This window comes from Thalassotalea insulae, assembly GCF_030161395.1.
Taxonomy (GTDB): domain Bacteria; phylum Pseudomonadota; class Gammaproteobacteria; order Enterobacterales; family Alteromonadaceae; genus Thalassotalea_E; species Thalassotalea_E insulae.
This window is the reverse complement of record NZ_BSST01000001.1, coordinates 4317522-4343433: the sequence shown is the minus strand read 5'-3', so window position 1 is coordinate 4343433 and position 25912 is coordinate 4317522. Positions and strand designations below refer to the sequence as shown.

Sequence of the window (25912 nt, the reverse complement as noted above, 5' to 3'; positions counted from 1 at the left end):
GCCATCATGGCAATTGGACGCAAAACGCTTGGCTTGCGCTCATTCTTCGCTAAGTTTAGCCAAGCATTTATGCGCCCCATATGGCGGCGTTAGCTTTACCTTATATAACCTTGTGTTCAATTAATTCTATTTTGTAACCGTCAGGATCTGATATAAATGCGATAATTTCATTACTGTTTTTTAGGTGACTAGGCTCCAAATCTATTGGGTAATCTAGTTTTTTAATATGATTTATTGTTTGATCTATATTTTCAACACCAATTGCAATATGCCCATACCCATTTCCTAGCTCATAACTGCTAATACCATAGTTATAAGTTAATTCGATAACTGTTTGATTAGATTCATCACCATAACCTAAAAAAATCAGAGTGTATTTTTCTGTTGGCTGTTCTAAAGTTCTTAATATTTTCATACCCAATATTTTTGTATAAAATATTATAGATCGTGAAATATCACTAATACGAAGCATCGTATGTAATACTCTTGGAAAACTTTGGTTGCTCATGGCCTATATTCCATCAAAATATAAAAGGCTAAATTTTCATTTAGCCCTTTGCAGTTAATTTATGTTTAAGAAATGGCTTCAGCAATTTGCTCATTGCTCATTACTGTTCCATTAAAATTCCATACACCATCTACAGCGTGGACAACATTAATGTATATGTTTTCTTTTGGTTGATGGTAGTTAGAAAGTTCATGGATTATATCGGTAGCATCTTTTCCAAAACCAATTTGTATTTCACGGTCATTGAATGCAAATGAAGGGACTTTCCATTCAATCCATGCACCTGAAAACTCTTTACCTCCTGAAAAAGTTGAATTTTTCGGTAAAACATGAACCGTTGCAGTGATGTTGGGGGTCATAACTTTATTATTAGTAAGTCCGTGCCATTTCAACATAGCATCTGTTATTCTAGCGACAGCAATTTTTTCTGAACCTACTGGCAAGACACCTTCTGTAAGCGTAAGTGTTAGCGGCATAATTTTATTTCCATTAAAGTGAATTTAAATATAGCGATCACTATATTTGAGTTCAGCTTAATATAGTGATCACTATATTGTCAATATTTTTATAGTGATCACTATATTAAAAATGGTATAATATTTTCTTAACAAAAAAGAGAATAGATGATGGTAAGTAAAAAAGAACTAACACATCAACGAATTTTAGCATCAATCCATAAAACTTTTCGTCAACATGGTTACGATGGCGCAGGTGTTAATGGACTTGCTAACGAGGCTGGTGTTACATCAGGGGCTTTTTATGCACATTTTGGTTCAAAGTCTGGAGCATTTCGTGAAACTGTCACCGAAGGTGTTCGGCAGTTTAGTGCCGCTATAAGTCATTTTCAAAGCATCCATGGTGATAAATGGTTAGAACAGTTCACTCAATTTTATTTAGGGGAGAAGCGGCGCAGTGAGTTAAGTGAAAGTTGTGCTTTGCAAAGCTTAACTCCAGAAGTGATTCGTTCCGATGATGAAACTCGCACTGTTTTTCAACGAGAACTATTAAAGGCTGCTGAGATTTTTTCGAATGGTAATGAATCTATAGAGGGAAACGTTGATCCTAATACATGGGCAACGCTTTCAATGATTATTGGTGGTGTTACTCTAGCACGTGCGGTTAAGGATCCAGCCTTGGCTGATGAAATCACTAATGCTGTTCAACAGTCAGTGAAATCGAAAAGCTAGCAAACCAATTCAAAGGACAGCTAGTTTTGCTCCTTCGTCACTATTTTTAGCCAAGTATTTATACGGCCTATATTGCGGCGTTAGGTACCCATGCGATTATGGGAATGTTTCGTATTCAGTAAAATAGTTATTTAATAGGTATTAAATTACATGGACAATTATTCGTTGGCCGACATATTGATCAAGTCAATTGTTATTATGCTTGGCTGTTATTTTGTAATGAGAGGAAAGCAACTAAAGACTAGCAATAACAAGCAAGAAGCAACGATGCTCCCTCCAAATACAATGATTATCTTAGGAATGGTCATAATTATTAGTAACGGTTATCTACTTCTAGATAATTTTTTGTAAGTGCACCATAGAAACCAATACAGTAACGGGACTGCTAACAGTTTGTTCGTTTTCGATTCGCTGCACATTATAGCAAGTATTACTTAGCCGTTTAACGCGACGTTAAATATTTACTTTAGATATTGGATTTAATTTAATTGCATCTTCTAAATGAGTTTTAGAAAAGTGTGCATACTTCATTGTATCAACGATATTTGCTTGACCTAAAAATTGTTGTAATACCAAAATATTGCCGCCATTCATCATAAAGTGACTTGCAAATGTATGGCGTAAAACGTGTGTCATTTATCTTTTTTTGGTGCGTAATGTTAGTTAAATCTGTTGATCTTGGAACGATACCGTTTAGTCGATTTTAGTATTTATTGTTAAGCGTAAATAGTGCTGTGAAAAAGGGGAGTAGTACTTTTTAGGAACTTATTTGTTTTTGTTGTGTAAATTATTGTTTTTAAAGGGGAAAGTGGTACGTCCGAGTGAATTTGAATCACCGACCTCTACCATGTCAAGGTAGCGCTCTAACCAACTGAGCTACGGACGTACAATAAAGAAGTTGAATAACTCAACGAGGCGCTATGTTAGCGATCTGATATTTGACTTGCAAGTAATTTTCACCATTTAAATTCAATTTTTTACTGTTTGTTCACTATTGCGGCAAAAGTTCGATAAAATTTCATCAGTCGGTTATATGCTTGTCGCTAGTGCAAAGCGTTTTTGTACTATTTTCAGACGCCAAGCTAACAATATAGCTGCTGTTGTAAGACCAGATATAAAGCCAATCCAAAAGCCATATGGCCCTATTGCAGGTATTAACCAATCAGTTAACCCTAATATTAATCCTACCGATAAACCAACCAGCCAATAGGAACAAAAGGTAATGTATAAAATGGCTTTAGTGTCTTTATAACCACGTAGCGCTCCGGCTGATATCACTTGGATAGCATCGGAGAACTGAAATAGCGACGCTAAAAACATCAAGCTAGCAGCCAGTTCTATTACCGCTAAGTCATGGGTATAAATATTGGCGATCTGTGTTCTAAATATAATGCTTAATGCGGCGGTAACTACGGCTATGACTAACCCTAATACCACTGCATAACGGCAAATTTCTTTTGCTTTTTGTTGATCTTTATCACCAACGGCAAAGCCTACTTGAATAGTGACTGCCATCGCCATGCTCAACGGCACCATAAAGACTAAACCGGAAAAGTTAATTGCGATTTGATGACTGGCTACTACTTGCGCGCCAAAGGGGGCAAGCAAAATAGCGACGACACAAAATAGACTCACCTCAAATAGCAGTGACATTGCAATTGGTACACCAATGGATAAGATATAGCGGATCTCACTGAGGTGAGGCCAATAAAAATGGGTAAACAGTGGCGCTTTCTTTAGTACTTTTGATACTAAGCAATAGATCAGCATAGCGATAAACATGGCCCAGTAAACGATAGCTGTTGCCAGCCCACAACCTGCGCCACCTAATGCGGGCATACCAAATTCACCATAGATAAAAATGTAATTTGCCGGAATATTAATAATTAATCCTATGATGGAGATGATCATGGTTGGCTTGGTATGAGATAAGCCTTCTGAATAGTTTCTTAATACCAAATAAAGACAAAAACCCGGACCGCCCCAGACGATATATCCAAGGTACTGAAACATCAGGTCTTTAAGAGCCAATTCTAAACTTACCTGCTCAATGACTAATGGCGTGATCAGGTAAAATAATGCAATTAATATGATTCCTAAGCTCACCGCAATCCAGGCGGTTTGATAGGTGGCTTTTGCAACCTTATGGTATTCTTTTGCGCCAGCATATTGCGATACTATTGCCGCGAGTGCCATGATCAAACCGTAAATGGTTAAAATTAGTGGTAACCAGACGCTACTGGCAACAGCCACTGCTGCCATATCGGTTGCACTGACTCGGCCAGCCATCACAGTATCAGAAAACCCCATTAAGTTTTGGATCAACTGAGCGATCAAAATGGGATAAGCTAATTTCATTAGCTTTTTACTGTATGTTAAAAAGTTATCTAAATGCATGATGTTGTTGGGTCAATTTACTTATTTTGTTAAAATACTGAGCCTAGTTTTTATAATTGGATGATATATGTTTACAGGTATAGTGCAATCTCAAGCGACAGTTTTTTCCTTTAAAACGGTAAATAATTTAGCGCGTCTGGTGATCAAAACCTCAAGTGAGTTAATAAATAATCTGGAGAACGGAGCCAGCATTGCCGTTAATGGTGTTTGTTTAACTGTGGTCGAATTTGCGCAAGCTGAAAATAATAGCGCACATATTGCTTTTGATATTATTAAAGAAACGCTTGCTGTTTCAAACTTAGCGACATTAATACCAGGAAATAAGGTAAATATTGAACGTTCATTAAAAGTAGGTGATGAGCTAGGTGGTCATATTGTCAGCGGTCATGTTCATTGTCAGGCTGCTCTGATTGCCAAAGAATCAACAGCAACTAATTGCACTTTAACGTTCGAGCTGGCAAGTCAGTGGCAGCATTACGTTTTAGCGAAAGGATTTATTGCTATTAATGGCATTAGTTTAACGGTTGGTCAGGTTAATAAAAATGCTAGCTTTACTGTTCATTTGATCCCTGAAACTTTAGCTCGTACCAATTTATCGGATTTGTGCCTTGCAGATAAAGTGAATTTAGAATTTGATCAGCAAACAATAACCATAGTTACCACTATCGAGCGCCTTGGGTTAACACTCAATTAAAATACCTGTTCGTCGTCACTATCAATGGCCAACTGGATCTTTTGATGATATTCGTCAATATGTAAATTTAAGTGAATATCATTGCAGCAGGCAGGACATTCATCATAATAATCTTGATCGCCAGAAGAAGTATCTAATGCAATGAAAATATGATGGCCACAATGAGGGCAAGTGACCCTTTGCTCTGTGACTTTAGTGACTGAAGTATCTTGGGGCATAATGCCTCCTAGATGGTTTTGTAATGTTCCTGTAACTTTTATTATGGCGCACTTTGACCAAAGTGCGAGCTTATCAAATGACTTTCTTAGCCGTTACCCACAAGCTATGGCATAAGCTTTCTTTGTAAACTAGTGCAGTGCCAAAATGCGTGATAATTGCGCTTTGGATTGCTCAATGTAGATACCGCCAAATAGGTTAGCGTGATTGAGAATGTGGTAAAAATTATACACGAGCTTGCGATTTTCATAATTGTTGGTCAGTGGAAAAGTTGCCTGGTAACCTTGGTAAAAGTCATCGGGAAGTTGACCAAATAATTCTGTCATTGCAAGGTCAACTTCACGATCACCATAATAGCAGGCGGGGTCGAAAATCACCGGTTGATGATGATAAAACCCCATATTGCCTTGCCACAAATCCCCATGAACTAGACTCGGTGTTGTCTGATGGTGGAGTAAGGCATCGTGACAAACTTGTGTAATATGATCTATGTCTCCTAATCTGATTGATTTTTCATATAATAATTGTAATTGCCAAGCGATACGCTGCTCAGCAAAAAATGTGCGCCAGTTACTGTGCCATTGATTAGGTTGTAAGGTATCGCCAATATAATTGTCGTGTTGCCAGCCAAATTGTCCATGCGTGGCGGTTTTATGCATATGCGCTAGCTGTTGCCCCAAGTGATACCAGTCGTTTGATTTAGGTGATTCAAATGGAATGTAGCTTAAAACCAAAAATGCCTTATCTAAGGTTGTGCCTAAGGTAATAACATCTGGACAGACTATTTGCTGACACTGTTTTATTTGGCTGAGTGCGTAGGCTTCAGAGTCAAAATGTTCAAAATGCTGTTTATCATTGAGTTTTACGAAATAGTTTTGCCGATAATCACTGAGCCAATAACATAAGTTGATATCGCCACCTGTAGCTTGTTGCTTATGTTTAATGGTAAACGGCTGATTGGTTGCTTGTTCAATTGCCTGGCTGATGGTTTTCCACATAATCTGCAAATCCTAAAACTCAATCTACTACCAAATTATAGTGAAGATTATTCTCCTTGCGTTGTTATTTAGCGTCAGCTTTAGTGACAGCGTCTGATTTTATACTTGCTCGCTTTGTTCGAGAGCTAATCGTAATGTGTTGTTTAATATTAAGTAAGCTTTTCCATATACTGTTTAACATCAGTTTGTTTGCTAGCCATTTTGGAATACTGCCATTCGCATCGGCAATAAATTGATAACTGACCAGTAAGGTCTCGTTATCTAGTGGCGATATCAGCCAGTGAGCTGCGTGTACGGTAACAACAATACTACCTTTTTCGTGATCTAGTTTATCTCCGGTATCCGTCAGTTGAATAAGTATTGACGCATCATCTCGTGATTTGATGGTGGACTTTATTCTCATTATTCGTTCAGCTAACGGCCAAATTGCATTAAATCGTATGGTTAATTCGCTTTCATCAATATTAATTGACTTAATTTCAGAAGATTTGAGGTTATCCAGCCATAGGGCAAGATTGTGCGGCTTGGTGATAAACTCAATAAATGTCATTTTACTGGTTCGGATAGAAAGCTCTGCTTTAATTTCAATTAAGCCATTACGCGATACAGGTCTGGTAGATATTTTCATATTATTAGCTTCGCGCCAGACCGACCATTGAGCCTTATCTGGGGGAACTAACTGCTTTATTGGTGATGCGAAAACACTGTTATCAAAAGGTAAAAGCGACAATAAAATCACTATCACCTTAAGGCGGGAAAAAAAGTGAAAATACTGGAGATTATCTGGCCTAAAAGCTAGTTTTACCATTGCAATATTAATAGTTTTCCCCTATATTCACTCGCTTAGTTAACTACTGGCTAAATTATAGAATGATTCAGCCATAAGCCAGTATGTCGTATTTATTAACTTAAATTAACATTTTCATGCGACGCTTGGTATGCGCCGCCACTGTATTAAGGAAATTTCATGCCTGTTATTACTCTCCCTGATGGTTCTCAACGCTCTTTTGAACAAGCGGTATCTGTAATGGATGTAGCGCTTGATATTGGTCCAGGTTTAGCGAAAGCGACCATAGCAGGCCGTATAAACGGAGAATTGGTTGATGCTTGTGAATTAATTGAATCAGATGCCACATTGCAACTGATCACCAGCAAAGACGCCGAAGGTCTTGAAATTATTCGTCACTCTTGTGCGCATTTATTAGGTCATGCGATTAAGCAGTTATGGCCAGATACTAAAATGGCGATTGGCCCAGTGATTGACAACGGCTTTTATTATGATGTTGATCTTGAGCATACCATTTCAGAAGATGATTTGGTCAAGTTAGAAAAACGTATGACAGACCTTGCACGTACAGGGTATGAAGTGGTTAAGAAAACAGGAACTTGGCAAGATGCTGTTGATGCATTTACTGAGCGCAATGAACCTTATAAGCTAGAAATTCTTAACGAGAATATAGAAAAAACCGATCGTCCAGCACTTTATCATCATCAAGAATATATCGATATGTGTCGTGGCCCTCACGTACCAAGTATGCGTCATTGTCATCATTTTAAATTGATGAAAGTAGCGGGTGCTTATTGGCGTGGCGACTCTGATAATAAAATGTTGCAGCGCATTTATGGTACTGCTTGGGCGGATAAAAAACAGCTTAAGGCTTATATTCAACGCTTAGCAGAAGCTGAAAAGCGCGATCATCGTAAAATAGGTAAAACACTGGATTTGTTCCACTGGCAGGAAGAAGCACCTGGCATGGTATTCTGGCATAACGATGGCTGGACACTCTATACCGAGCTGGAACGTTTTGTTCGTGAAAAGCTGCATGAATATGATTATGACGAGGTTAAAGGCCCGTTAATGATGGATCGTGGCTTGTGGGAAAAATCAGGTCACTGGGATAAATATAGCGACGCTATGTTTACCACAGAATCAGAAAAGCGTGAATATGCAATTAAACCAATGAATTGCCCGGGTCATGTTCAGATTTTCAATCAAGGTTTGAAATCTTACCGTGACCTACCGCTACGTATGGCAGAATTTGGCTGTTGTCACCGTAATGAACCTTCAGGTGCGTTACACGGCTTAATGCGGGTACGTGGTTTCACTCAAGATGATGCGCATATTTTCTGTACTGAAAATCAGGTGCAAGATGAAGTGACTAAGTGTATCGAAATGGTTTATGACGTATATAAGTCATTTGGCTTTGACGATATTTTAGTGAAGTTATCAACACGCCCTGAACAACGCATTGGCTCAGATGAAATGTGGGATAAGGCAGAACAAGGCTTAGCTAACGCGTTAACTAATCTAGATATCAATTTTGACTACCTACCGGGAGAAGGGGCATTCTATGGTCCTAAAATTGAATTTACCTTGTTAGATTGTTTAGGTCGTCATTGGCAATGTGGTACGGTGCAATTAGATTTTGCCTTACCGGGTCGTTTAGATGCTTCATATATTGGTGAAGATGGTGAAAAACACGTACCGGTAATGATCCATCGCGCGATTTTAGGTTCATTAGAGCGTTTTATCGGAATTTTAATTGAAGAATATAGCGGTAAATTCCCAACGTGGTTATCGCCAATTCAAGCAACTGTGATGAATATTACTGATAAACAGAGCGAATATTGTGAAAAAGTTGTTAAAAAATTAAAAGAAAATGGATTTAGAGTTAAACTAGACTTGAGAAATGAGAAGATAGGCTTTAAAATCCGCGAGCATACTTTAAAGCGTGTTCCATATTTGTTAGTTGTAGGTGACAAAGAAATGGAAAATGGCGAAATTGCTATTCGCACGCGAAGTGGTGAAGATTTAGGTAAGATGTCGGTCGAAGGTTTTATCGAAACATTAACGGATGAAGTTAATTCTCGTCGTTAATTACAATTGATTAAGTTAAAACGGACATTATTTTTTTAATCCAACGTTATTTAATGCAAGAATAATAAACAATGTTGGTACAAAGTTCTTTGGAGGAACATGGCTATTAAAGGTGGTCAACGAGGCGGGCAGAAAGAGCCAGCTCATCGTTTAAACGAGTTAATTACTGGTACAGAAGTTCGATTAATCGGATATGATGGTGAGGCTGCTGGTATTGTTTCATTAGATGAGGCAATGGACAGAGCGGAAGAGGCAGGGGTTGATTTAGTCGAAATTAGCCCAACAGCTAAGCCACCAGTTTGTCGTGTGATGGATTACGGTAAGTTCCTATATGAAAAATCCAAGGAACAAAAAGAACAGCGTAAAAAGCAAAAACAAATTCAGGTGAAGGAAATTAAATTCCGTCCTGGTACAGATGAAGGCGATTATCAAGTGAAATTACGTAGCTTGAAACGCTTTTTAGAGGATGGCGATAAAGTGAAAGTTACTTTACGCTTCCGTGGTCGCGAAATGGCCCACCAAGAACTCGGTTTAGATCTTTTGACTCGTGTTAAAAACGATTTAGAAGAACTAACAGTAGTAGAATTCTTCCCTCGTCGAGCGGAAGGACGACAAATGGTGATGGTTTTAGCGCCAAAAAAATAATCAATAGTTTGGTTTAAGCAAGTAGTCATAATGTTTCATTATGGCTCACCACTATTGTTTTTAACCGGTGATTTTAGGCCTGAAAGTAAAATCTAAGTAATTATTTTACTGATGATTTTCGCCTAAGTTGCTAAATTTCAATGGCAATGCTCAAATGAATGAATTGAGTATGAATGTGGAGTAATATTCAATGCCTAAAATGAAAACTAACAAAGGTGCTGCAAAGCGCTTTAAAAAGACAGCTAACGGCTACAAGTTCAAACAAGCGGGTTTACGTCATATCTTGACTAAACGTCGTACAAAAGTTAAGCGTCACTTACGTGCTAAGTGTCAAATCGCTGCTTCTGACATTAAGTCAGTTAAAAAACTTTTACGTCACGGTTAATAGGAGAGATAGAAAATGGCAAGAGTAAAACGCGGTGTTGTAGCACGCGCACGTCATAAAAAAGTTCTAAAGCAAGCTAAAGGTTACTACGGTGCTCGTAGTCGCGTTTATCGCGTTGCTTTTCAAGCTGTAACTAAAGCTGGCCAATACGCATACCGTGACCGTCGTCAACGTAAGCGTCAATTCCGTCAACTTTGGATTGCTCGTATTAATGCGGCAGCTCGTCAAAATGGTTTATCTTACAGCCGTTTCATCAATGGTTTGAAAAAAGCATCGATTGAAATCGATCGTAAGATTCTAGCTGACATCGCAGTATACGATAAAGCAGCTTTCTCTGTATTAGTTGAAAAAGCGCAAGCTTCTTTAGCATAATCGTTAGAGTAAAGAGTTGATGAAAAGGACGCACTAGCGTCCTTTTCTCATTTTAATTTTTAGCTAAAGTGATTAATTAAATCGGTAGAACACTATGTGCAGCGAGTTTGTCTATTTTTATTCAAAGTTCGCTAATCACTGTAAAAAAGTAACTTTAGTTAAACGTTAATAATATCAAATGACCTAAATATTTAATCAATTCATTTGGTATAACTAGATAAGGTTAGAAACATGAGTCTTGCTGATCAAGTGTTAGCGGTAAACGATGATTTACCCATTCGTACCAACAAACCCGTTCATAGTGGAAAGGTTCGTTCTGTTTACTGGTTAAGCGAAGAAGATAGTCGTCGCCTAATCAGTGAAAATGATTATGACGTACCTGCTGACACGCCGTTAGCGATAATGGTGATTAGTGATCGAATTTCTGCCTTTGACTGTATCTGGACTGGTGAAGGGGGCATGAAAGGGGTTCCCGGTAAAGGTGCTGCATTAAATGCAATCTCAAATCATTGGTTTAATCTTTTTAAAGAACAAGGATTAGCTGATAGTCATATATTGGATATCCCTCATCCGTTCGTTTGGATTGTGCAAAAAGCTGTTCCGGTAAAAATAGAAGCTATTTGTCGTCAATATATTACCGGCTCTATGTGGCGCGCTTATGAAAAGGGTGAACGAGAGTTTTGTGGTATTAACCTTCCTGATGGTTTAGCTAAAGACAGTAAACTGCCAGAGCTTCTACAAACGCCGTCTACTAAAGGTATTTTGGAAGGTATTCCTGGCGTACCTGCGGTTGATGACGTTAATATCACCCGCAAAAATATTGAAGATAATTATCAGGCGTTTAACTTTAAGTCGATTGACGATATTGCCCTATATGAAAAGCTTTTAACGGAAGGTTTTGATGTTATTGCTGCCGCACTTGCGTCTATTGATCAGATCTTTGTTGATACTAAGTTTGAGTTTGGTTATGTCAAAGATAAGCAAGGTAATGACAAGTTGATTTATATGGATGAAGTAGGAACGCCAGATTCATCACGTATTTGGGATGGCGAGCAATACCGTAGTGGTAAAGTGGTTGAAAACTCAAAAGAAGGGTTTCGTCAGATGCTTTTAAAACACTTCCCTGATCCTGATATTTTATTAAATAAGGATCGCATGGAAGAACGTACAGCATTAGCTCGAGATAACGACTTACCGGTTGAAGTGTTAATGCAGCTGTCAAAAACCTACACCGATATTGCTGAGAAAATTACCGGTGAAAAAATTGTCTTAAGCGATAACCCAAAAGCTGAAATCATCGCTATTTTAAAGGAACAGTATCAATTAATTGATTAAGCATTATGATAAAAACCCCGTAATTAAGCGGGGTTTTTTATATCTCTGTGTAAAATATTTAGTGTTTATGATTCGGCATTAATACCTTGCTGTCGTCTATCGGGATCATAATGTGGGCATATGGGGTATCTCCCCACATTACGTAAGGACCGCCTTGAGATGGATCAGTCGGTAAGCCTTTTAACATTTCTTTCGGTACGATAACCATTAAATGAGGCCCGGTTTCTACGTAATCGTCAGCCTTTTTATGGGCTGTATGATAGGGATCTGAGTTGCTAACGCCTGCGCCAAAATCACCTTTTAACATGTATGAAATACCTATTTTATCGGTTGTAAAAGGTGCTTTACTATTTAATGCTTGAATGGCTTTCATCCATACAGCATCATTGCAAATAGGGTTTTTATCGCCTGGCATTACATCTGGTAAACAGGTCCAGCCATTTGAACCTTGCTTTAATATTGTTCCGTCGCTATCGATAATAGTCGCTTCTGCACTAATAGCAGAAGGCGCTGCTGCCATCGCACGTTTGATTTTTGTTTCTGCTGTTTCACCAGCATTAGCGCTAGCGGATAAAAAGAAAAATATACTGGTTACAGTATAAAATTGAATTTTGTTCATCATTAATACCTCGTTGTTTTGTCTACCTGATCTAAGAGAACATCAACAGGCTGTTACCAGTATAGGCAAAATATGAGGATTATTTAGATGAATTGTCTTTTTTAGTCATTTGATATAGCTGGTTTAACAATGATCATATTTATTGGCCCAGATCACCGCGTCTTTATAAAAACCTGCGAGTAACTCATAATCAACATTGATCATATCTGCAGCGGTCTTAGTTTTATACCAGCTACCTTTCTCATATTCACGTACGGTATCTAAGACATACTTTAATATTGAAGGTTTAGGGGATAATAACGCTAGGGTGACTTCTTCTGCCAGTGATAAATTTTCTAGTATTTCCGCCATAGGTTTATCTAACATCGCATCTAATAAAGAAAACAGACCCGTAATAAAGCAAGCTTCGCTTTGGCCGGGTAATGCCTTTTGTGCAATAAGCTCACAGAATCTTGCTCTAATAATGGCGATACGGGTTAGTTCTTTCGGTTTGTTTGAGGCGATAATACCGGTAGCCATCAACAAAATTAGTTTTTTGATTTGTAAATCACCCAGGTAAACGACTGCTTTTTTGATGGAATCCATCTGTTGGGTGATAGGTAATATGCCGGAATTAACAAATTTAAGCAGTTTATAACTAAGTGCTGAGTCATGCTCAAAGTAATTTGAAATCTTATTGATATTCATCGGCGATTTTAAACTTTCATGGACCAGACTTAATAAAACGGGCTGATTGGTTTCCAGATCATAGCTGGCATTCATTTGTGGTTTACAGAAATAATAACCTTGAAAATAATGAAACCCTAAACGTTTTGCTTCTTCAAATTCTTCTTGAGTTTCAACCTTTTCTGCGAGTATCTTCAACTTTTTTTGCTGTTTTAATTTCTCAACTAATGGCGCAACTTTATCTAACGGTGTTAATTGAATATCAAATTTAATTAACTTAATAAATTTAAAAAATCGGCTCCACTCAGGACGGTAAATAAAGTCATCGAGTGCGAGGTGGTAGCCTTGATGGTAAAGGGCTTTACAGGCCTGATAGACTTGCTCGTTTGGCGTAACAGTTTCCAGAATTTCAACCATAACCTGCTTTCTAGGTAACAATAATGGTAGTCCATCTATTAGTGACTGCTCGCCAAAATTAATCAGTGCTGGTTTAGCGTCTGTGATAGGGGATAGCCCCTGATTTAAATGGGTCTGCATCACCACTTTTGAGGTTGCTTCATGAGGATCTATATTTGGGAATATGTTGTCTGGACTATCGCGATATAACAGCTCATAGGCAACTACATGTTCTCTGCGGTTTAATATCGCTTGTCTTGCGGTGTAAACTTGCATTCGCTTCCTTGGATATTTCTTATACCTGCTTGATTGATAACTTAATCTCGCGGGAATTACAGTACTCAATATTTGACCAGATCTGATGTAAGATTAGCCATTATCTTTAACTTACGCTAATTTCACTAATTTAGTAAGTTGTTTTTATTTTAAATTTTACTCTAGCTGAGAATAAAAAATCATGAAAAACGCTATGGTTTTACTACATTTTTATAATAAATTTGTGTAAACTATTCGACCATTTTTTCAATACACTAGTCTACCCAAAGCCTGCTATTTTGTGCTTTAGAGTCGTTTTAGAGGAACTCATGAACTTAGACGAAATTATATTGCAAGCGGAGCAAGCGATTGCCGCTGCAACAGATCCGGCTGAACTTGATCAAGTTCGCGTTAACTTTTTAGGAAAAAAAGGCTTATTTACTGAGCAAATGAAAGGCTTAAGTAAGTTACCTAAAGAAGAAAAGCCTAAAGCAGGACAAGTGATTAATCAGGCAAAACAACAGGTACAAAAGTTGTTAACTGAGCGCGGTGAATTGTTACGAGCTGAAGTGATCAAGCAAAAATTAGCGCAAGAATCTATCGATGTTACCTTACCGGGTCGTGGTAATGAGACTGGTGGCTTGCATCCGGTGAGCAGAACCATAGAACGTATTGAAAGCTTTTTTGGAGATCTGGGCTTTTCTGTGAAGCAAGGGCCTGAAGTAGAAGACGACTTTCATAACTTTGATGCCTTGAATATTCCAGAGCACCACCCGGCACGTCAGGATCATGATACTTTTTACTTTAACCCTAAGTTAGTGTTAAGAACGCAAACGTCAGGTGTGCAAATTCGTACCATGGAGAAAGAACAACCACCATTACGGATTATTTCTCCGGGTAAAGTTTACCGTAATGACTATGATCAAACTCATACGCCAATGTTTCATCAGGTTGAAGGCCTAATGGTAGATAAAGATGTCAGCTTTACTCATTTAAAAGGGATTTTGCATGATTTCTTACACCACTTTTTTGAAGAAGATCTGCAAATTCGTTTTCGCCCGTCTTACTTCCCGTTTACTGAGCCTTCAGCAGAAGTGGATGTAATGGGTAAAAATGGCAAATGGTTAGAAGTCTTAGGCTGTGGCATGGTTCATCCTAATGTATTGAAAGCTGTAGGCATCGATCCGGAAGTTTATACCGGCTTTGCCTTTGGTATGGGGGTAGAGCGCTTAACTATGTTACGTTATGGCGTTAATGATCTCCGTTCATTTTTTGAGAATGACCTTCGTTTTTTAAAGCAGTTTAAGTAGGAATAGCAGCAAATGAAATTTAGTGAATCTTGGTTACGAGAGTGGGTTAATCCTGCTATTTCTTCTGAAGAATTATCACATCAAATAACGATGGCTGGACTGGAAGTTGATGCGGTTGAGCCTGTTGCTGGAGAATTTACCGGTGTACTTATCGGTGAAGTGGTAGAATGCGGCCCACATCCTGATGCTGATAAGTTACAAGTAACAAAAATTAATTTAGGCGCTGATTTTAACGATGGTGAACTGGTTGATATCGTTTGTGGTGCTAAAAATTGTCGCTTAGGATTAAAAGTAGCAGTAGCAACTGTTGGCGCGGTCTTACCAGGTAATTTTAAAATTAAAAAAGCGAAGTTACGTGGTGTGCCTTCTCACGGTATGTTGTGTAGTGAGTCTGAAATCGGTCTTGCAGAAAGTGCTGATGGCATTATTGAATTGCCACAAGATGCTCCTGTGGGGATGTGTATTCGCGAATATTTAGATTTAAATGATGTTGCTATCGATGTTGATTTAACGGCTAACCGTGGAGATTGTTTAGGCCTTAAAGGGCTAGCTAGAGAGGTTGGCGTATTAAATAGCTTAGCCGTTAGCTCACCTGAAATTAACGCAGTGACGCCGACGATTGATGATAAAAAAGCGATCACATTATCAGCTGAAAACGCTTGTCCGCGTTATTTAGGCCGGGTGATTAAAAATATCAACCTTAAGGCGCAAACACCGTTATGGATGGTGGAAAAACTTCGTCGTAGCGGTACCCGTTCTATTGATCCTGTGGTTGATATCACTAACTATGTGTTATTAGAACTCGGTCACCCAATGCATGCTTTTGATTTAGCGAAAATTGATGGTGATATAAATGTTCGTTATGCCGAGCAAGGTGAAGCATTAACATTACTCGATGGTAATGAAGTAAAATTGTCTGATGAAACCTTAGTAATTGCTGATAGTAATAAAGCATTAGCCATGGCTGGTATTTTTGGTGGTCAGGATTCTGGGGTAAACGACAATACTATCGATATTTTCTTAGAAAGTGCGTTTTTTGCCCCGTTAGCGATTTTAGGTAAAGCGCGTCAATACGGTTTACATACAGACTCGTCGCATCGTTATGAACGTGGTGTTGACCCGCAGTTACAACATGATGCAATGGAGCGTGCTACTCAGTTATTACTGGACGTTGTTGGTGGTCAGGCTGGACCTATTGTTGAAGCTGTTAGTGAACAACATCTACCACAAGTACGCACTGTTAGCTTACGTCGTGAAAAGCTCGATGCTCGCATTGGCTATCATATTAACGATGAAAAAGTGAATGAAATCTTAACCCGTTTAGGTTTTGAATTGAGCTTTGATAATAATATATGGACAGTGTTAGTACCGGCTTATCGTTTTGATATTTCAATTGAAGTAGATTTAATTGAAGAAGTCGCACGGATATTTGGCTATAACAACATTCCTAATGTTTCGCCAAAAGCAACGTTAGCGATGTGCGCTCAAAAAGAAGCACAATTACCATTATCAAGATTACGCCAAACATTAGTTAACCGGGGTTATCAGGAAGCGATCACTTATAGTTTTGTCGATCCTAAGGTACAAAGCTTATTACATCCTGAGCAGGAAGTGATGACTTTGCCACATCCTATTTCTTCAGAAATGTCGGTGATGCGTCTTAGTTTGTGGACTGGATTGTTACAATCTGTGGTGTATAACCAAAATCGTCAGCAAAACCGTGTGCGTTTATTTGAAACAGGTTTACGTTTTATTCCTGATCAATCAGCGGAAAACGGTGTGCGTCAGCAGCAAATGATCGCAGGTGTTATTAGTGGTAATGTCGATAAAGAACACTGGGATATGGATAAAAAAGCCGCTGACTTTTATGATATAAAAGCTGATGTTGAAGCCTTACTGGCATTAACAGCAAATCAGCATGGCTATCAATTCGTTAAAGCTGAAATTGATGCTTTACATCCTGGTCAAACGGCAGCTATTTATAAAGATGGTCGCTTAGTTGGTCATGTTGGTACCTTACATCCTGAATTAGAAAGAAAATTAGGACTAAATGGCCGGACATTAGTTTTTGAACTGTTATTGTCCGAAATTTCAACACAAAATATCCCTGAAGCGGGCGAAATCTCTCGCTTTCCTGCAAATAGACGTGATATTGCTGTGATAGTTAACGAAGAAGTTGAAGCAAAAAAAGTGCTACAACTCATTGAAAATGTTGGCGGAAATTATTTAGTTGATCTAAACTTGTTCGATGTATACCGAGGTAATGGAATTGAAGCTGGATCCAAGAGCTTAGCGATTGCCATGGTATTGCAAGATCATGAAAAGACACTTGAAGAAAAAGATATCAATGATGTCGTTAATCGCGTGGTCGATACATTAAAAGTTGAACTGAATGCATCACTGAGGGATTAAGCAATGGCGCTAACCAAAGCAGAAGTAGCAGAACATTTATTTGAAAAAGTTGGGCTGAGTAAGCGCGACGCAAAAGATATGGTTGAAGTGTTTTTTGAAGAAATTCGTGAAACGTTAGAATCGGGTGAACAGGTTAAACTATCTGGTTTTGGCAATTTCGATCTTCGTCAAAAAAGTGAACGACCAGGTCGTAACCCGAAGACAGGGGAAGACATTCCTATTTCCGCACGCAAAGTCGTTACTTTCCGACCGGGACAAAAACTGAAGAGTCGTGTAGAAAACGGTAATGGTTAATATATAGATTAGCGCTAGCTTAATAAAAAGGTCACGCAATATTTGTGTGGCCTTTTTTAGTGGTTAAACCCTCTAGCGGATAAATAAAAGCGTTTAATTACTTCTGTGACTACCGCTTTAACAATGATGATTAATAACGCTAATAGGGCACCTGTAGCTAGAGAGGTGACTTCTAATGGGATTGCCAGTTTAAAAAGTTTAGCTGTTTGCTGCATTATTGCGACATCATATTCCACGATTAAACTTTTGATCTGTATCCAGTAAGAAGGGCTGAGTATGTTGGTTAAATGTTGCTCAAGATAATCCACTCTTACTATTAACTGTTCGATAATATCAGCCGTTTTCATTACGGTTGGATCTTGATTTTCTCTGAAGCTGCTCACTAATTGTGCAAGATTGCCGTTATGATGGATCTCAGCTAACTGCTTAAACTGTGACAATTGTAATTTTGCTTCGTTTAAATGCCCAGACAGGCGTTGGCTGTACTGCACAATAAATTCAGGCAATTGTACGCCGACAATAAAGCTTAGCGTAAATAAACATTTATCAAATAACTGATTAATAAAAGATAACATTGCAGCGATAATCTTATTTCATTTAGGTAAACCCTAGCATAGCTTGCCGTTAATATCATCGCTTGTATTGTCATGGTAAAGCCGCTAGAGTTGCGTTTTTATCCACATTATTATTTTGCATGCGTCGTTCTCATCATCCAGAAATTGCAGAAGATGCCAAGGTTAATTGGCGTGTCATTAAGATGCTCATTCCTTATCTACTGGAATTTAAAGCCCGTATTTTTATTGCCTTGTTATGTTTGCTTGCGACTAAACTAGCGAGTGTTTATTTACCCTTTGTCTTAAAAGATTTAGTCGACACCTTAGATAGAGGACGAGATAACGCGACATTGTTTGTGCCTTTTGCATTAGTGATTGCCTATGGTGTGGTACGTTTATCGATAGTGTTATTCGCTGAAATTAGGGATACCTTATTTGTTAAAGTCACTGAACGAGCTGTCAGGCGCATTGGTTTAAAAGTCTTTCGTCATTTACATCAATTGGATTTAGATTTTCATTTAAATCGTCAAACTGGTGGTATCTCCCGAGATATAGACCGAGGCACTTCCGGTGTTGGCTTTTTGATCAAATTTATGGTGTTTAATATTGTCCCGACCTTAGTGGAAATCATTATGGTGATTTCGATCTTATGGTTTAACTATGGTATTAACTTTGCGTTGGTGACCGTACTGGCGATTGCCAGTTACGTCGTTTTTTCTATTTATGCTACCAATAAACGAACTCAATATATTAGGGCCGTCAATAAGGCTGATTCTCGCAGTAATACCCGAGCGATTGACAGCATTATTAATTACGAAACGGTGAAGTACTTTTCTAATGAAGAATATGAGGCCCAAGGTTACGACACACAACTTGCCGAATGGGAGCAGGCAAAACTGCAAAACCGATTATCACTATTTGCACTCAATGGTGGGCAGGCGTTTATTGTCTCACTCTCTATGACAGCAATGTTAGCGTTGGCGGCCTATCAGGTTGCTCATCAGCAAATGACCTTAGGGGACTTTGTTTTGATCAATGCGTTTATGATGCAGCTGTTTATTCCACTCAATTTTCTCGGCTTTGTTTATCGGGAAATTAAAGGTTCGTTAACTAATATCGAACGAATGTTTGATTTAACGTTACGTGAACCAAAAGTTCAGGATATCCCTAATGCTAATGATTTAACCGTAAGCCAGGGAGAGGTGACTTTTAATAAGGTCAGCTTTCATTATCATGCGGATCGTCCGATATTAAAAGATATCTCTTTTACTATAAAAGCCGGACAAAAAGTCGCTATTGTTGGTGAAAGTGGTTCAGGTAAATCAACTTTAGTGAAACTGTTATTTCGGTTTTACGATGTTAATAGCGGTAATATTGCGATTGACGGGCAAGCAATTGATCAGGTAACGCAGCATTCGTTGCGAAAACATATCGGGATAGTGCCACAAGATACCGTATTATTTAATGAATCTTTGTATAGCAATATCTTGTATGGTGATGTTGAAGCCGGTGAGCAAACCGTTAATAAAGCAATTGAACTTTCGCATTTATCGGCTTTTGTGCAATCTTTACCTGAAGGCGTTAATACTTTAGTTGGAGAGCGTGGTTTAAAGCTCTCTGGTGGTGAGAAGCAACGGGTTGCTATTGCCCGAACAATAGTTAAAAATCCGCCAATATTGGTATTTGATGAAGCAACCTCGTCGTTAGATAGTTACTCTGAACAGGCAATATTAACCGCAATAAAAGAAGTCGCACAAAATCATACCAGTTTAGTGATTGCCCATCGGTTATCGACTATCGTTGATGCCGATAATATTTTAGTCTTGCATCAAGGGCAATTAATTGAGCAGGGTGATCATCAACATTTATTGAAACAACAAGGACATTATTATCGTATGTGGCAATTACAGCAAAGCACTAAAGAAAACACAGAGGAAAAGCTGAATGACTGAGCAAATTCATCCCGCAATTGTCAAAACTAAGCGCTGGCTAGAGCAGGTGATTATTGGTTTAAATTTTTGTCCTTTTGCGAAAAAAGAGTTTGTTAATAACACTATCAAGTATCATATCTGTCCGCATACCCGCATAGAAAAAGTATTAACTGATTTAGCCGGACAATTTGAATATCTAGCCGCGCATCCTGAAACAGAAACTACGTTATTGATTTGTAGCTTAGGTTTTAGAGATTTTGATGCTTATTTAGAGTTACTCGATTATGCTAATGAGTTACTGGTTGATTTAGGGTTTGAAGGTACATTTCAGCTTGCCAGTTTTCATCCCGATTATGTATTTGAAGGAGAAGCAGCGGAAGACGCCGCTAATTTTACTAATCGCTCACCTTTGCCGATGCTACATTTGCTTAGAGAAGAAAGCCTTTCCAAGGTGCTAACCTTATACCCTGAGCCTGAACGAATTCCTGATAATAATATCGCACTTGCTAGAGAAAAAGGCAGTACTTATTTTCGGCAAATATTACAGCATATTCATGACTAGCGCTGCTTGCTTTGGTAAAAGCTTTTATTCATTGGTTAACTTTAGGTATAATTAACCTTTTGTCGTTTAGAATGTCTCGAACGCTAAGCGGTATTTATCTCAGTTGTTTGATAAAAAGGTAATTTAGTGGAAGAACGTTCAATTTTGCAGGTCGGTGGTAGTATAGAAAAGGCATTAAAAGGAGAGTATTCCATTGATGTTAAAGGGGTATTGCACGAAGCTTGGCGTTTGACAAATAAATCGCGTAGCTCGATCAATTTGGGTCTGTTTATCTCATTATTAATCGGTGTTTTGGTCACTTTGTTAGTCGCTAGCTATGTCGGCGGCGTTGACGTTTTATTTCAAGAACAGCAAGGACAGCAGGAGCCGCAGGCTGGTGCGTTGCTTAATATCTTGGTGACTATAGTGGTTTACCCTTTCTTAGTTGGCGTTGAGATGATGGGGATCTTCCATGCGGTTGGGTTACAAACTCATGTTAAACTGATATTTGCTTTTTTAAAGCGTGGCAGCTGGGTCGCTATCTGTGCCTTGTTATCTTCCACTATGGTGGCACTTGGCGTTACCATGTTCTACTTACCCGGAATTTATCTCGCTGTTGCTCTCTCGTTAGTGCTGCCATTAGTGGTAGAAAAAAAAATGTCGCCATTAAAAGCCATTAGCCTCTCGTTGCAAGTCACTCGCTTTCAGTGGTTTCATTTATTTGCTATCTATTTAGTACTGTTTATTGCACTTATTCTTTGTGTTTTACCACTGGTGCTATTAGCGACAACTTCTGTTGCTTTGCTTGGAGGGGTTTTTACTTTGTTTGCGTTAAGCTATTTGGCGCCAATGTTTTATAATGTAAAAGGAATTTTATATCGCGAGATCTTTGGTATGCATTTAAGTGTCAGCAAAGATGCCAGTGATCATTTCGACAGCACATTTTCGGCATAGTTAAAAGGAGTTTGCAGTGTTTAAAACATGGTTAATCAGGGCAAGTTTATTTGCGGTTTTTATCATTGCTTTAGTTAAACCGCTGATCGAACAACAGCAATATCAAGTTGCAGATAAACAAGATGATCAAGTTAGTGCAAAGTCACAAGTTGAACAGCCTTTGCACAATGTAGACTTGCCTGAATTTGCTGATATTAAAGATGTTAAGCAAAAGAAAAAACAATTTTTTGCTTTCATTAAACCGGCAATTGATGATGAAAATGACCGTATTAGTCGTTTACGAAAACAATTATTCGTAATTGAGCAAAAACTTGTTCAGTCGCAAGCGTTAACAGCGGAAGAAAGCCAGTTAATGCAGCAATTAGCAAAAAAATACAAAGTCAGTAAAAAATTGTCACCGGTTGATAAAATTAAGGAATTATTAACTAGGGTTGATATCGTACCGAAAGAGCTAATTTTAGTTCAGGCGGCGAATGAATCCGCGTGGGGAACATCTCGTTTTGCCCGTATAGGGTTAAATTTTTTCGGCATCTGGTGTTATAAAAAAGGTTGCGGCATGGTACCTAATGGGCGAGATGAAGGGCTTAAACACGAAGTGGCGGCGTTTCAATCAGTAGAAAAGGCTGTGCAGCATTATCTTTTTAATATTAATACTAATGCAGCATATCGGGTATTTCGCATTATCAGAAGTCAGTTACGCCAACAGGATAAGCCATTATCTGCGCAAATATTAGCGACAGGTTTATTGCCGTATTCTGAAAGAGGTACAGATTACGTACTTGAGATCAGTGAAATGATCAGACATAACCAGCGTTATTTTGATAGTTATGCCAGTGAGTAGTCTAGCCGAAGGTAAATCAGAACTTTGATAAAAAAGCGCGATAATATATCGCGCTTTTTTGCTTTGATAACGGAATTAATATTATTTGCATTAAATATTGATTCCAATAGATATAACTTAGCCGATAAAAATAACTTTCATTAAAAATAGTAGCGCTAGCACTATGACGCTAGGATTAAGTTGTTTATATTGCCCACTAAACAGGCGAACTGCAACATAACTGATAAAACCAAAAGTAATGCCATGAGCGATAGAAAAAGTAAGTGGCATGGTAATACAGATAATAGCTACAGGGACAGCGTCTGAAAGGTCATGCCAGTCTACCTGTACTAGACCTGCTAACATGAGTACTGCGACATAAAATAATGGGCCAGCCGTTGCGTATGCGGGTACCATACCTGCTAATGGTGAAAAGAATAACGCCAATAAAAACAGTACGCCTACTACAACAGCCGTTAGGCCAGTTCTGCCGCCAGCGGCAACGCCAGCGGTGCTTTCTACATAACTGGTAGTTGTTGAGGTGCCAAGCATACTACCGGCAACTGTTGCGGTAGAATCAGCTAGTAGTGCTTTACCTAAACGCGGTAAATTACCTTTACTGTCGAGTAGCTCTCCTTTTTGTGCAACGGCAATCAGCGTGCCTGAGGTATCAAATAAATCGACAAATAAAAATGCAAAAACAACGCTGATCATCCCAACATTGAAAGCGCCGGCAATATCCAATTGCATCAACGTGGGGCTGATCGACGGCGGCGATGATATCAGCCCTTGATATTCTATATTACCGGCAAGTAAGCCTATTAAGGTAATAGCTAATATTGAGATCATTACCGCGCCGTTGATTTGTTTATTTGCTAGGCCGACAATCAGGAATAAGCCCAATGCTGCCATTACCGCTGGAAACGCAGTAACATCGCCAAGGCTAACAAAGGTTGCCGGGTTATCAACAACAATGCCGGCATTTTTTAACGCAATAAAAGCTAAAAACAAGCCAATGCCAGCAGCGATACCAAAACGTAAAGCATGAGGAATGGAATTGATGATCCATTCCCTTAATTTAAATAAGCTTAACAAGGTAAAAATACAGCCAGAGAGAAATACACCACCAAGTGCGACTTGCCAGCTATAGCCCATTTCCAGGACCACACTATAGGTAAAAAACGCGTTTAATCCCATGCCTGGTGCTAAGGCAATCGGATAATTGGCAAGCAGTCCCATAATAAAGCAACCCAGAGCTGCGGCCAGGCAGGTGGCAACAAAAATAGCACCATGATCCATCCCTGTTGCAGCCAGCATGGTGGGATTAACAAAAATAATATAGGCCATTGTTAAAAACGTAGTGATCCCGGCAATTATTTCTTGTTTAATCGAAGTATGATGGGCATTAAGGGCAAAAATTCTTTCAAACATAATTAAATTCTCATGCTATTAGCGGTATCGGCGTTGCTCATTATTTTATTTCAACAATATCAAGCTGTTGGGCATTATCTTGGTGATAAGAGGGGGCTGTTGATGGCGTGACAGCTAGGTCGTCAGATGGATCGAAAGCGACATCACCACCATTAATGACACCTGAGTCGACGGTAATGGTTTTAAAATCAAACAGGTTATTGTCACATAAGTGAGACGGCACGACATTTTGCATCGCGGTGAACATTGACTCGATACGACCAGGGAATTTATCGTGCCAGTCGTTCAGCATTTGTTTAATGTTTTGTCGCTGTAAATTGGGTTGCGAACCGCATAAATTACATGGAATGATCGGAAACTGCTTCAACTCAGCATACTGAATCAGCTCAGACTCTTTACAAAAGGCTAATGGGCGAATGACGACATGTTCACCATTATCTGAGACTAGTTTGGCTGGCATCGCTTTTAATTTGCCGCCGTAAAACATATTGAGCATCATAGTCTCTATCATGTCATCTCTGTGGTGTCCTAGCGCAATTTTAGTGGCATTAAGCTCTTTAGCTACCCGATATAGCACTGCTCGACGTAAGCGTGAGCATAAACTACAGGTGGTTTTGCCTTCAGGAATTTTTTCTTTGACTATTGCGTAGGTATCTTCTTCGATAATTTTATAATCAACATTGAGTGAAGCAAGATAATTGGGCAGCACATCTTCAGGAAAGCCTGGCTGTTTCTGATCTAGGTTAACAGCAACAATATCAAAATGTATCGGCGCCGATTCCTTTAAAATCAACAAGATGGATAGTAACGCGTAACTGTCTTTGCCGCCAGATAAACAAACCATTATCTTGTCACCATCTTCAATCATATTATATTGGGCAATTGCTTGACCAACATGACGACGAAGTCTTTTCTCAAGTTTATTGAGTTGTGTTTTTTGCTGTGAAGTTAATGTATTTGTAAGTAGAGTACTGGCCATCGCGCGTTCATCATATTTAAATCAAAAATCGGCGCGTATTATATACAAACTGAGCGTTAAGTAACATCTTATCTCAAAGGTATTAACGCTCAGTTTGTTGTCATCAGCCTAAGATTATTCCGCCATAGGGGAGACGTAGCCATCAGGTTTTAATGCCAAAACATCACAATTCAGTCGATCGATAACATGTTCTGCTGTATTACCAATTAGAGCGGCAGAAATACCCGTACGGCCAACCGTGCCTAAAATAACCAATTCTGCATCTAACTCGTTTGATAAATTTTCAATGACATCTTCGGGTAAACCTTCAACTACATGGGTATGCTCTTCACCAATTGAATAGCTCTGCGCGTGTTTTGCCATCGCTTCTTTATGATGGTTAAACATCGAATCGTTATATTCACTGGCGTTAAATTCAGGGATTTCAATGGCAATGTTTACCGGTGTACCAGGGAAAGAATTGACTAAATGAATATTGGCTAAAATAAGTTTAGATAAATGAATGGCTTCTTCAGTTATTTTGACATTGAGCGATTGGTGTTCAGATTCATCACTGCCAACATTTAATGCGGCCACAATATTGCCGTTAATTGGCCAGGAATGCTCTTTCACCAATAAAACAGGGCATGGGCATTTTCTTAAAATATGCCAGTCGGTTGGGGTGAAAATTACAGATTTTAGTTTATCGTGCTGATGGGTGCCTTTGATGACTATGTCGTATTGATGCTTTAATACCTGTTCGATAATAGGTTCAAATGGACGGTTATGCCAAATCACCTTGCTGTCAATAGTGAGATCTTGATGGTCGATACTATCAATTATGTCATTGAGCCACTGGATACGATCATTAATTAAGGATTGACGCATAGCTTCGCGTTCATCACTTGATAGCATAGTTGTCATTTCATAGGAAAAGTCATAAATCGACAAAAATGCGGTGATCATAGCTCCCGTTTTTTTCGCTAACTCTACTGCACGCTTCAGGGCTTTTTGCTCTTCAGTTGTTGGATCTATCACTGCTAATATTTTTTGATACTTTTCCATTATCCGCTCCAATTAAGATAAAACTGGTTATTAACTTATCTTCAGTATAGCGAGAATACGGCAATATTAAACATTAATACTTTGTTTTAAA

Annotated in this window: 26 protein-coding genes, 1 tRNA gene and 1 pseudogene; 14 read left to right on the top strand and 14 right to left on the bottom strand. The window is 38.7% G+C overall.

The window, feature by feature from the left end; all coding sequences use genetic code 11:
- Positions 1–100: 100 nt before the first annotated feature.
- Together gloA and QQK06_RS19450 are read right to left on the bottom strand one after the other, a co-directional pair.
- Positions 101–508 carry a lactoylglutathione lyase gene (gene gloA, locus QQK06_RS19455; RefSeq protein WP_284246504.1) on the bottom strand — a complete coding sequence of 136 codons (408 nt, stop codon included), beginning with the start codon at positions 506–508 and terminating at the stop codon, positions 101–103.
- A gap of 65 nt (positions 509–573) precedes the next feature.
- The gene (locus QQK06_RS19450) at positions 574–984 is read right to left on the bottom strand and encodes a 4-oxalocrotonate tautomerase (protein WP_284246503.1); all 411 of its coding nucleotides are present in this window, start codon (positions 982–984) and stop codon (positions 574–576) included.
- A 147-nt stretch (positions 985–1131) separates the two neighbouring features.
- Between QQK06_RS19450 and QQK06_RS19445 the strand changes: the two genes are divergently transcribed.
- A complete protein-coding gene (locus tag QQK06_RS19445) occupies positions 1132–1695 on the top strand; it encodes a TetR/AcrR family transcriptional regulator (RefSeq protein WP_284246502.1) in 564 nt (187 codons plus the stop codon).
- A 453-nt stretch (positions 1696–2148) separates the two neighbouring features.
- Here the strand turns inward: QQK06_RS19445 and QQK06_RS19440 are convergent.
- The 3 genes and pseudogenes from QQK06_RS19440 to QQK06_RS19430 form a co-directional block, all read right to left on the bottom strand.
- Positions 2149–2328, bottom strand: a pseudogene (locus QQK06_RS19440) (tyrosine-type recombinase/integrase); the annotation flags it as partial.
- A 176-nt stretch (positions 2329–2504) separates the two neighbouring features.
- Positions 2505–2581, bottom strand: a tRNA-Val gene (locus QQK06_RS19435).
- Between the two features lie 143 nt (positions 2582–2724).
- A complete protein-coding gene (locus QQK06_RS19430; RefSeq protein ID WP_284246499.1) occupies positions 2725–4053 on the bottom strand; it encodes an MATE family efflux transporter in 1329 nt (442 codons plus the stop codon).
- A 106-nt stretch (positions 4054–4159) separates the two neighbouring features.
- On the opposite strand from QQK06_RS19430, the gene QQK06_RS19425 reads away from it, so the two are divergent.
- Complete coding sequence (locus tag QQK06_RS19425; protein WP_284246498.1) at positions 4160–4786, top strand: riboflavin synthase subunit alpha; 627 nt, start codon at positions 4160–4162, stop codon at positions 4784–4786.
- Here QQK06_RS19425 and QQK06_RS19420 read toward each other — a convergent pair.
- From QQK06_RS19420 to QQK06_RS19410, 3 genes are all read right to left on the bottom strand, one after another.
- On the bottom strand, positions 4783–5004 hold the full coding sequence (locus tag QQK06_RS19420) for a CPXCG motif-containing cysteine-rich protein (RefSeq protein WP_284246497.1): 222 nt from the start codon (positions 5002–5004) through the stop codon (positions 4783–4785). The two genes, QQK06_RS19425 and QQK06_RS19420, sit on opposite strands and share 4 nt — an antisense overlap.
- 129 nt (positions 5005–5133) lie before the next feature.
- Complete coding sequence (locus QQK06_RS19415) at positions 5134–6000, bottom strand: fructosamine kinase family protein (protein WP_284246496.1); 867 nt, start codon at positions 5998–6000, stop codon at positions 5134–5136.
- Between the two features lie 64 nt (positions 6001–6064).
- A complete protein-coding gene (locus QQK06_RS19410; RefSeq protein WP_284246495.1) occupies positions 6065–6730 on the bottom strand; it encodes an SRPBCC family protein in 666 nt (221 codons plus the stop codon).
- Positions 6731–6967: 237 nt separating this feature from the next.
- Here QQK06_RS19410 and thrS point away from each other — a divergent pair, with 237 nt between their 5' ends.
- The 5 genes from thrS (at position 6968) to QQK06_RS19385 (ending at position 11615) form a co-directional block, all read left to right on the top strand.
- On the top strand, positions 6968–8878 hold the full coding sequence (gene thrS / locus QQK06_RS19405) for a threonine--tRNA ligase (protein WP_284246493.1): 1911 nt from the start codon (positions 6968–6970) through the stop codon (positions 8876–8878).
- A 99-nt stretch (positions 8879–8977) separates the two neighbouring features.
- Positions 8978–9523: a translation initiation factor IF-3 gene (gene infC, locus QQK06_RS19400; protein ID WP_284246492.1), complete on the top strand. Its 546-nt coding sequence runs from the start codon at positions 8978–8980 to the stop codon at positions 9521–9523.
- 190 nt (positions 9524–9713) lie between these two features.
- Positions 9714–9908: a 50S ribosomal protein L35 gene (gene rpmI, locus QQK06_RS19395; RefSeq protein ID WP_284246490.1), complete on the top strand. Its 195-nt coding sequence runs from the start codon at positions 9714–9716 to the stop codon at positions 9906–9908.
- A gap of 15 nt (positions 9909–9923) precedes the next feature.
- Positions 9924–10280: a 50S ribosomal protein L20 gene (rplT, locus tag QQK06_RS19390; protein WP_184422580.1), complete on the top strand. Its 357-nt coding sequence runs from the start codon at positions 9924–9926 to the stop codon at positions 10278–10280.
- Between the two features lie 231 nt (positions 10281–10511).
- Positions 10512–11615: a phosphoribosylaminoimidazolesuccinocarboxamide synthase gene (locus QQK06_RS19385; protein ID WP_284246489.1), complete on the top strand. Its 1104-nt coding sequence runs from the start codon at positions 10512–10514 to the stop codon at positions 11613–11615.
- Positions 11616–11673: 58 nt separating this feature from the next.
- Here the strand turns inward: QQK06_RS19385 and QQK06_RS19380 are convergent, their stop codons facing one another.
- Together QQK06_RS19380 and QQK06_RS19375 are read right to left on the bottom strand one after the other, a co-directional pair.
- Entirely contained in the window at positions 11674–12237 is a 564-nt protein-coding gene (locus QQK06_RS19380; protein WP_284246488.1) for a hypothetical protein, read from the bottom strand.
- 120 nt (positions 12238–12357) lie between these two features.
- The gene (locus QQK06_RS19375; protein WP_284246486.1) at positions 12358–13572 is read right to left on the bottom strand and encodes an EAL and HDOD domain-containing protein; all 1215 of its coding nucleotides are present in this window, start codon (positions 13570–13572) and stop codon (positions 12358–12360) included.
- Positions 13573–13880: 308 nt separating this feature from the next.
- Between QQK06_RS19375 and pheS the strand changes: the two genes are divergently transcribed.
- Genes pheS through QQK06_RS19360 form a run of 3 tightly spaced genes read left to right on the top strand, consistent with a single transcriptional unit; the run spans position 13881 to position 17567 of the window.
- A complete protein-coding gene (gene pheS, locus QQK06_RS19370) occupies positions 13881–14861 on the top strand; it encodes a phenylalanine--tRNA ligase subunit alpha (RefSeq protein ID WP_284246485.1) in 981 nt (326 codons plus the stop codon).
- A 12-nt stretch (positions 14862–14873) separates the two neighbouring features.
- Positions 14874–17273 (top strand): phenylalanine--tRNA ligase subunit beta, encoded by a 2400-nt coding sequence (gene pheT / locus QQK06_RS19365; protein ID WP_284246484.1) that lies wholly within the window; start codon positions 14874–14876, stop codon positions 17271–17273.
- Positions 17274–17276: 3 nt separating this feature from the next.
- Positions 17277–17567: an integration host factor subunit alpha gene (locus tag QQK06_RS19360; RefSeq protein WP_284246483.1), complete on the top strand. Its 291-nt coding sequence runs from the start codon at positions 17277–17279 to the stop codon at positions 17565–17567.
- A gap of 56 nt (positions 17568–17623) precedes the next feature.
- Here the strand turns inward: QQK06_RS19360 and QQK06_RS19355 are convergent, their stop codons facing one another.
- Positions 17624–18142 carry a DUF2937 family protein gene (locus QQK06_RS19355; protein WP_284246481.1) on the bottom strand — a complete coding sequence of 173 codons (519 nt, stop codon included), beginning with the start codon at positions 18140–18142 and terminating at the stop codon, positions 17624–17626.
- A 119-nt stretch (positions 18143–18261) separates the two neighbouring features.
- On the opposite strand from QQK06_RS19355, the gene QQK06_RS19350 reads away from it, so the two are divergent.
- The 4 genes from QQK06_RS19350 to QQK06_RS19335 all read left to right on the top strand — a co-directional run bounded on the left by QQK06_RS19350 (position 18262) and on the right by QQK06_RS19335 (position 22388).
- Entirely contained in the window at positions 18262–20073 is a 1812-nt protein-coding gene (locus QQK06_RS19350) for an ABCB family ABC transporter ATP-binding protein/permease (protein ID WP_284246480.1), read from the top strand.
- Positions 20066–20614, top strand: coding sequence for a DUF1415 domain-containing protein (locus QQK06_RS19345; protein WP_284246478.1), 549 nt, complete (start codon positions 20066–20068; stop codon positions 20612–20614). The genes QQK06_RS19350 and QQK06_RS19345 overlap by 8 nt, the downstream gene beginning before the upstream one ends.
- A gap of 126 nt (positions 20615–20740) precedes the next feature.
- The gene (locus QQK06_RS19340; RefSeq protein ID WP_284246476.1) at positions 20741–21547 is read left to right on the top strand and encodes a hypothetical protein; all 807 of its coding nucleotides are present in this window, start codon (positions 20741–20743) and stop codon (positions 21545–21547) included.
- Positions 21548–21563: 16 nt separating this feature from the next.
- Entirely contained in the window at positions 21564–22388 is an 825-nt protein-coding gene (locus tag QQK06_RS19335; RefSeq protein ID WP_284246475.1) for a glucosaminidase domain-containing protein, read from the top strand.
- A gap of 117 nt (positions 22389–22505) precedes the next feature.
- Here the strand turns inward: QQK06_RS19335 and QQK06_RS19330 are convergent, their stop codons facing one another.
- The 3 genes from QQK06_RS19330 to uspE form a co-directional block, all read right to left on the bottom strand.
- Positions 22506–23798: an NCS2 family permease gene (locus QQK06_RS19330; RefSeq protein WP_284246474.1), complete on the bottom strand. Its 1293-nt coding sequence runs from the start codon at positions 23796–23798 to the stop codon at positions 22506–22508.
- A 40-nt stretch (positions 23799–23838) separates the two neighbouring features.
- Positions 23839–24777, bottom strand: a complete 939-nt coding sequence (gene ttcA / locus QQK06_RS19325) for a tRNA 2-thiocytidine(32) synthetase TtcA (protein ID WP_284246473.1) — start codon at positions 24775–24777, stop codon at positions 23839–23841.
- A gap of 114 nt (positions 24778–24891) precedes the next feature.
- Complete coding sequence (gene uspE, locus QQK06_RS19320; RefSeq protein ID WP_284246471.1) at positions 24892–25821, bottom strand: universal stress protein UspE; 930 nt, start codon at positions 25819–25821, stop codon at positions 24892–24894.
- Positions 25822–25912 lie beyond the last annotated feature (91 nt).

Excerpts from the sequence above, each read along its gene's own strand:
- gloA (WP_284246504.1), bottom strand. The coding sequence starts at position 508 with ATGAGCAACCAAAGTTTTCCAAGAGTATTACATACGATGCTTCGTATT.
- QQK06_RS19450 (WP_284246503.1), bottom strand. The coding sequence starts at position 984 with ATGCCGCTAACACTTACGCTTACAGAAGGTGTCTTGCCAGTAGGTTCA.
- QQK06_RS19445 (WP_284246502.1), top strand. The coding sequence starts at position 1,132 with ATGATGGTAAGTAAAAAAGAACTAACACATCAACGAATTTTAGCATCA.
- QQK06_RS19430 (WP_284246499.1), bottom strand. The coding sequence starts at position 4,053 with ATGAAATTAGCTTATCCCATTTTGATCGCTCAGTTGATCCAAAACTTA.
- QQK06_RS19425 (WP_284246498.1), top strand. The coding sequence starts at position 4,160 with ATGTTTACAGGTATAGTGCAATCTCAAGCGACAGTTTTTTCCTTTAAA.
- QQK06_RS19420 (WP_284246497.1), bottom strand. The coding sequence starts at position 5,004 with ATGCCCCAAGATACTTCAGTCACTAAAGTCACAGAGCAAAGGGTCACT.
- QQK06_RS19415 (WP_284246496.1), bottom strand. The coding sequence starts at position 6,000 with ATGTGGAAAACCATCAGCCAGGCAATTGAACAAGCAACCAATCAGCCG.
- thrS (WP_284246493.1), top strand. The coding sequence starts at position 6,968 with ATGCCTGTTATTACTCTCCCTGATGGTTCTCAACGCTCTTTTGAACAA.
- infC (WP_284246492.1), top strand. The coding sequence starts at position 8,978 with ATGGCTATTAAAGGTGGTCAACGAGGCGGGCAGAAAGAGCCAGCTCAT.
- rpmI (WP_284246490.1), top strand. The coding sequence starts at position 9,714 with ATGCCTAAAATGAAAACTAACAAAGGTGCTGCAAAGCGCTTTAAAAAG.
- rplT (WP_184422580.1), top strand. The coding sequence starts at position 9,924 with ATGGCAAGAGTAAAACGCGGTGTTGTAGCACGCGCACGTCATAAAAAA.
- QQK06_RS19385 (WP_284246489.1), top strand. The coding sequence starts at position 10,512 with ATGAGTCTTGCTGATCAAGTGTTAGCGGTAAACGATGATTTACCCATT.
- QQK06_RS19380 (WP_284246488.1), bottom strand. The coding sequence starts at position 12,237 with ATGATGAACAAAATTCAATTTTATACTGTAACCAGTATATTTTTCTTT.
- QQK06_RS19375 (WP_284246486.1), bottom strand. The coding sequence starts at position 13,572 with ATGCAAGTTTACACCGCAAGACAAGCGATATTAAACCGCAGAGAACAT.
- pheS (WP_284246485.1), top strand. The coding sequence starts at position 13,881 with ATGAACTTAGACGAAATTATATTGCAAGCGGAGCAAGCGATTGCCGCT.
- pheT (WP_284246484.1), top strand. The coding sequence starts at position 14,874 with ATGAAATTTAGTGAATCTTGGTTACGAGAGTGGGTTAATCCTGCTATT.
- QQK06_RS19360 (WP_284246483.1), top strand. The coding sequence starts at position 17,277 with ATGGCGCTAACCAAAGCAGAAGTAGCAGAACATTTATTTGAAAAAGTT.
- QQK06_RS19355 (WP_284246481.1), bottom strand. The coding sequence starts at position 18,142 with ATGTTATCTTTTATTAATCAGTTATTTGATAAATGTTTATTTACGCTA.
- QQK06_RS19350 (WP_284246480.1), top strand. The coding sequence starts at position 18,262 with ATGCGTCGTTCTCATCATCCAGAAATTGCAGAAGATGCCAAGGTTAAT.
- QQK06_RS19345 (WP_284246478.1), top strand. The coding sequence starts at position 20,066 with ATGACTGAGCAAATTCATCCCGCAATTGTCAAAACTAAGCGCTGGCTA.
- QQK06_RS19330 (WP_284246474.1), bottom strand. The coding sequence starts at position 23,798 with ATGTTTGAAAGAATTTTTGCCCTTAATGCCCATCATACTTCGATTAAA.
- ttcA (WP_284246473.1), bottom strand. The coding sequence starts at position 24,777 with ATGGCCAGTACTCTACTTACAAATACATTAACTTCACAGCAAAAAACA.
- uspE (WP_284246471.1), bottom strand. The coding sequence starts at position 25,821 with ATGGAAAAGTATCAAAAAATATTAGCAGTGATAGATCCAACAACTGAA.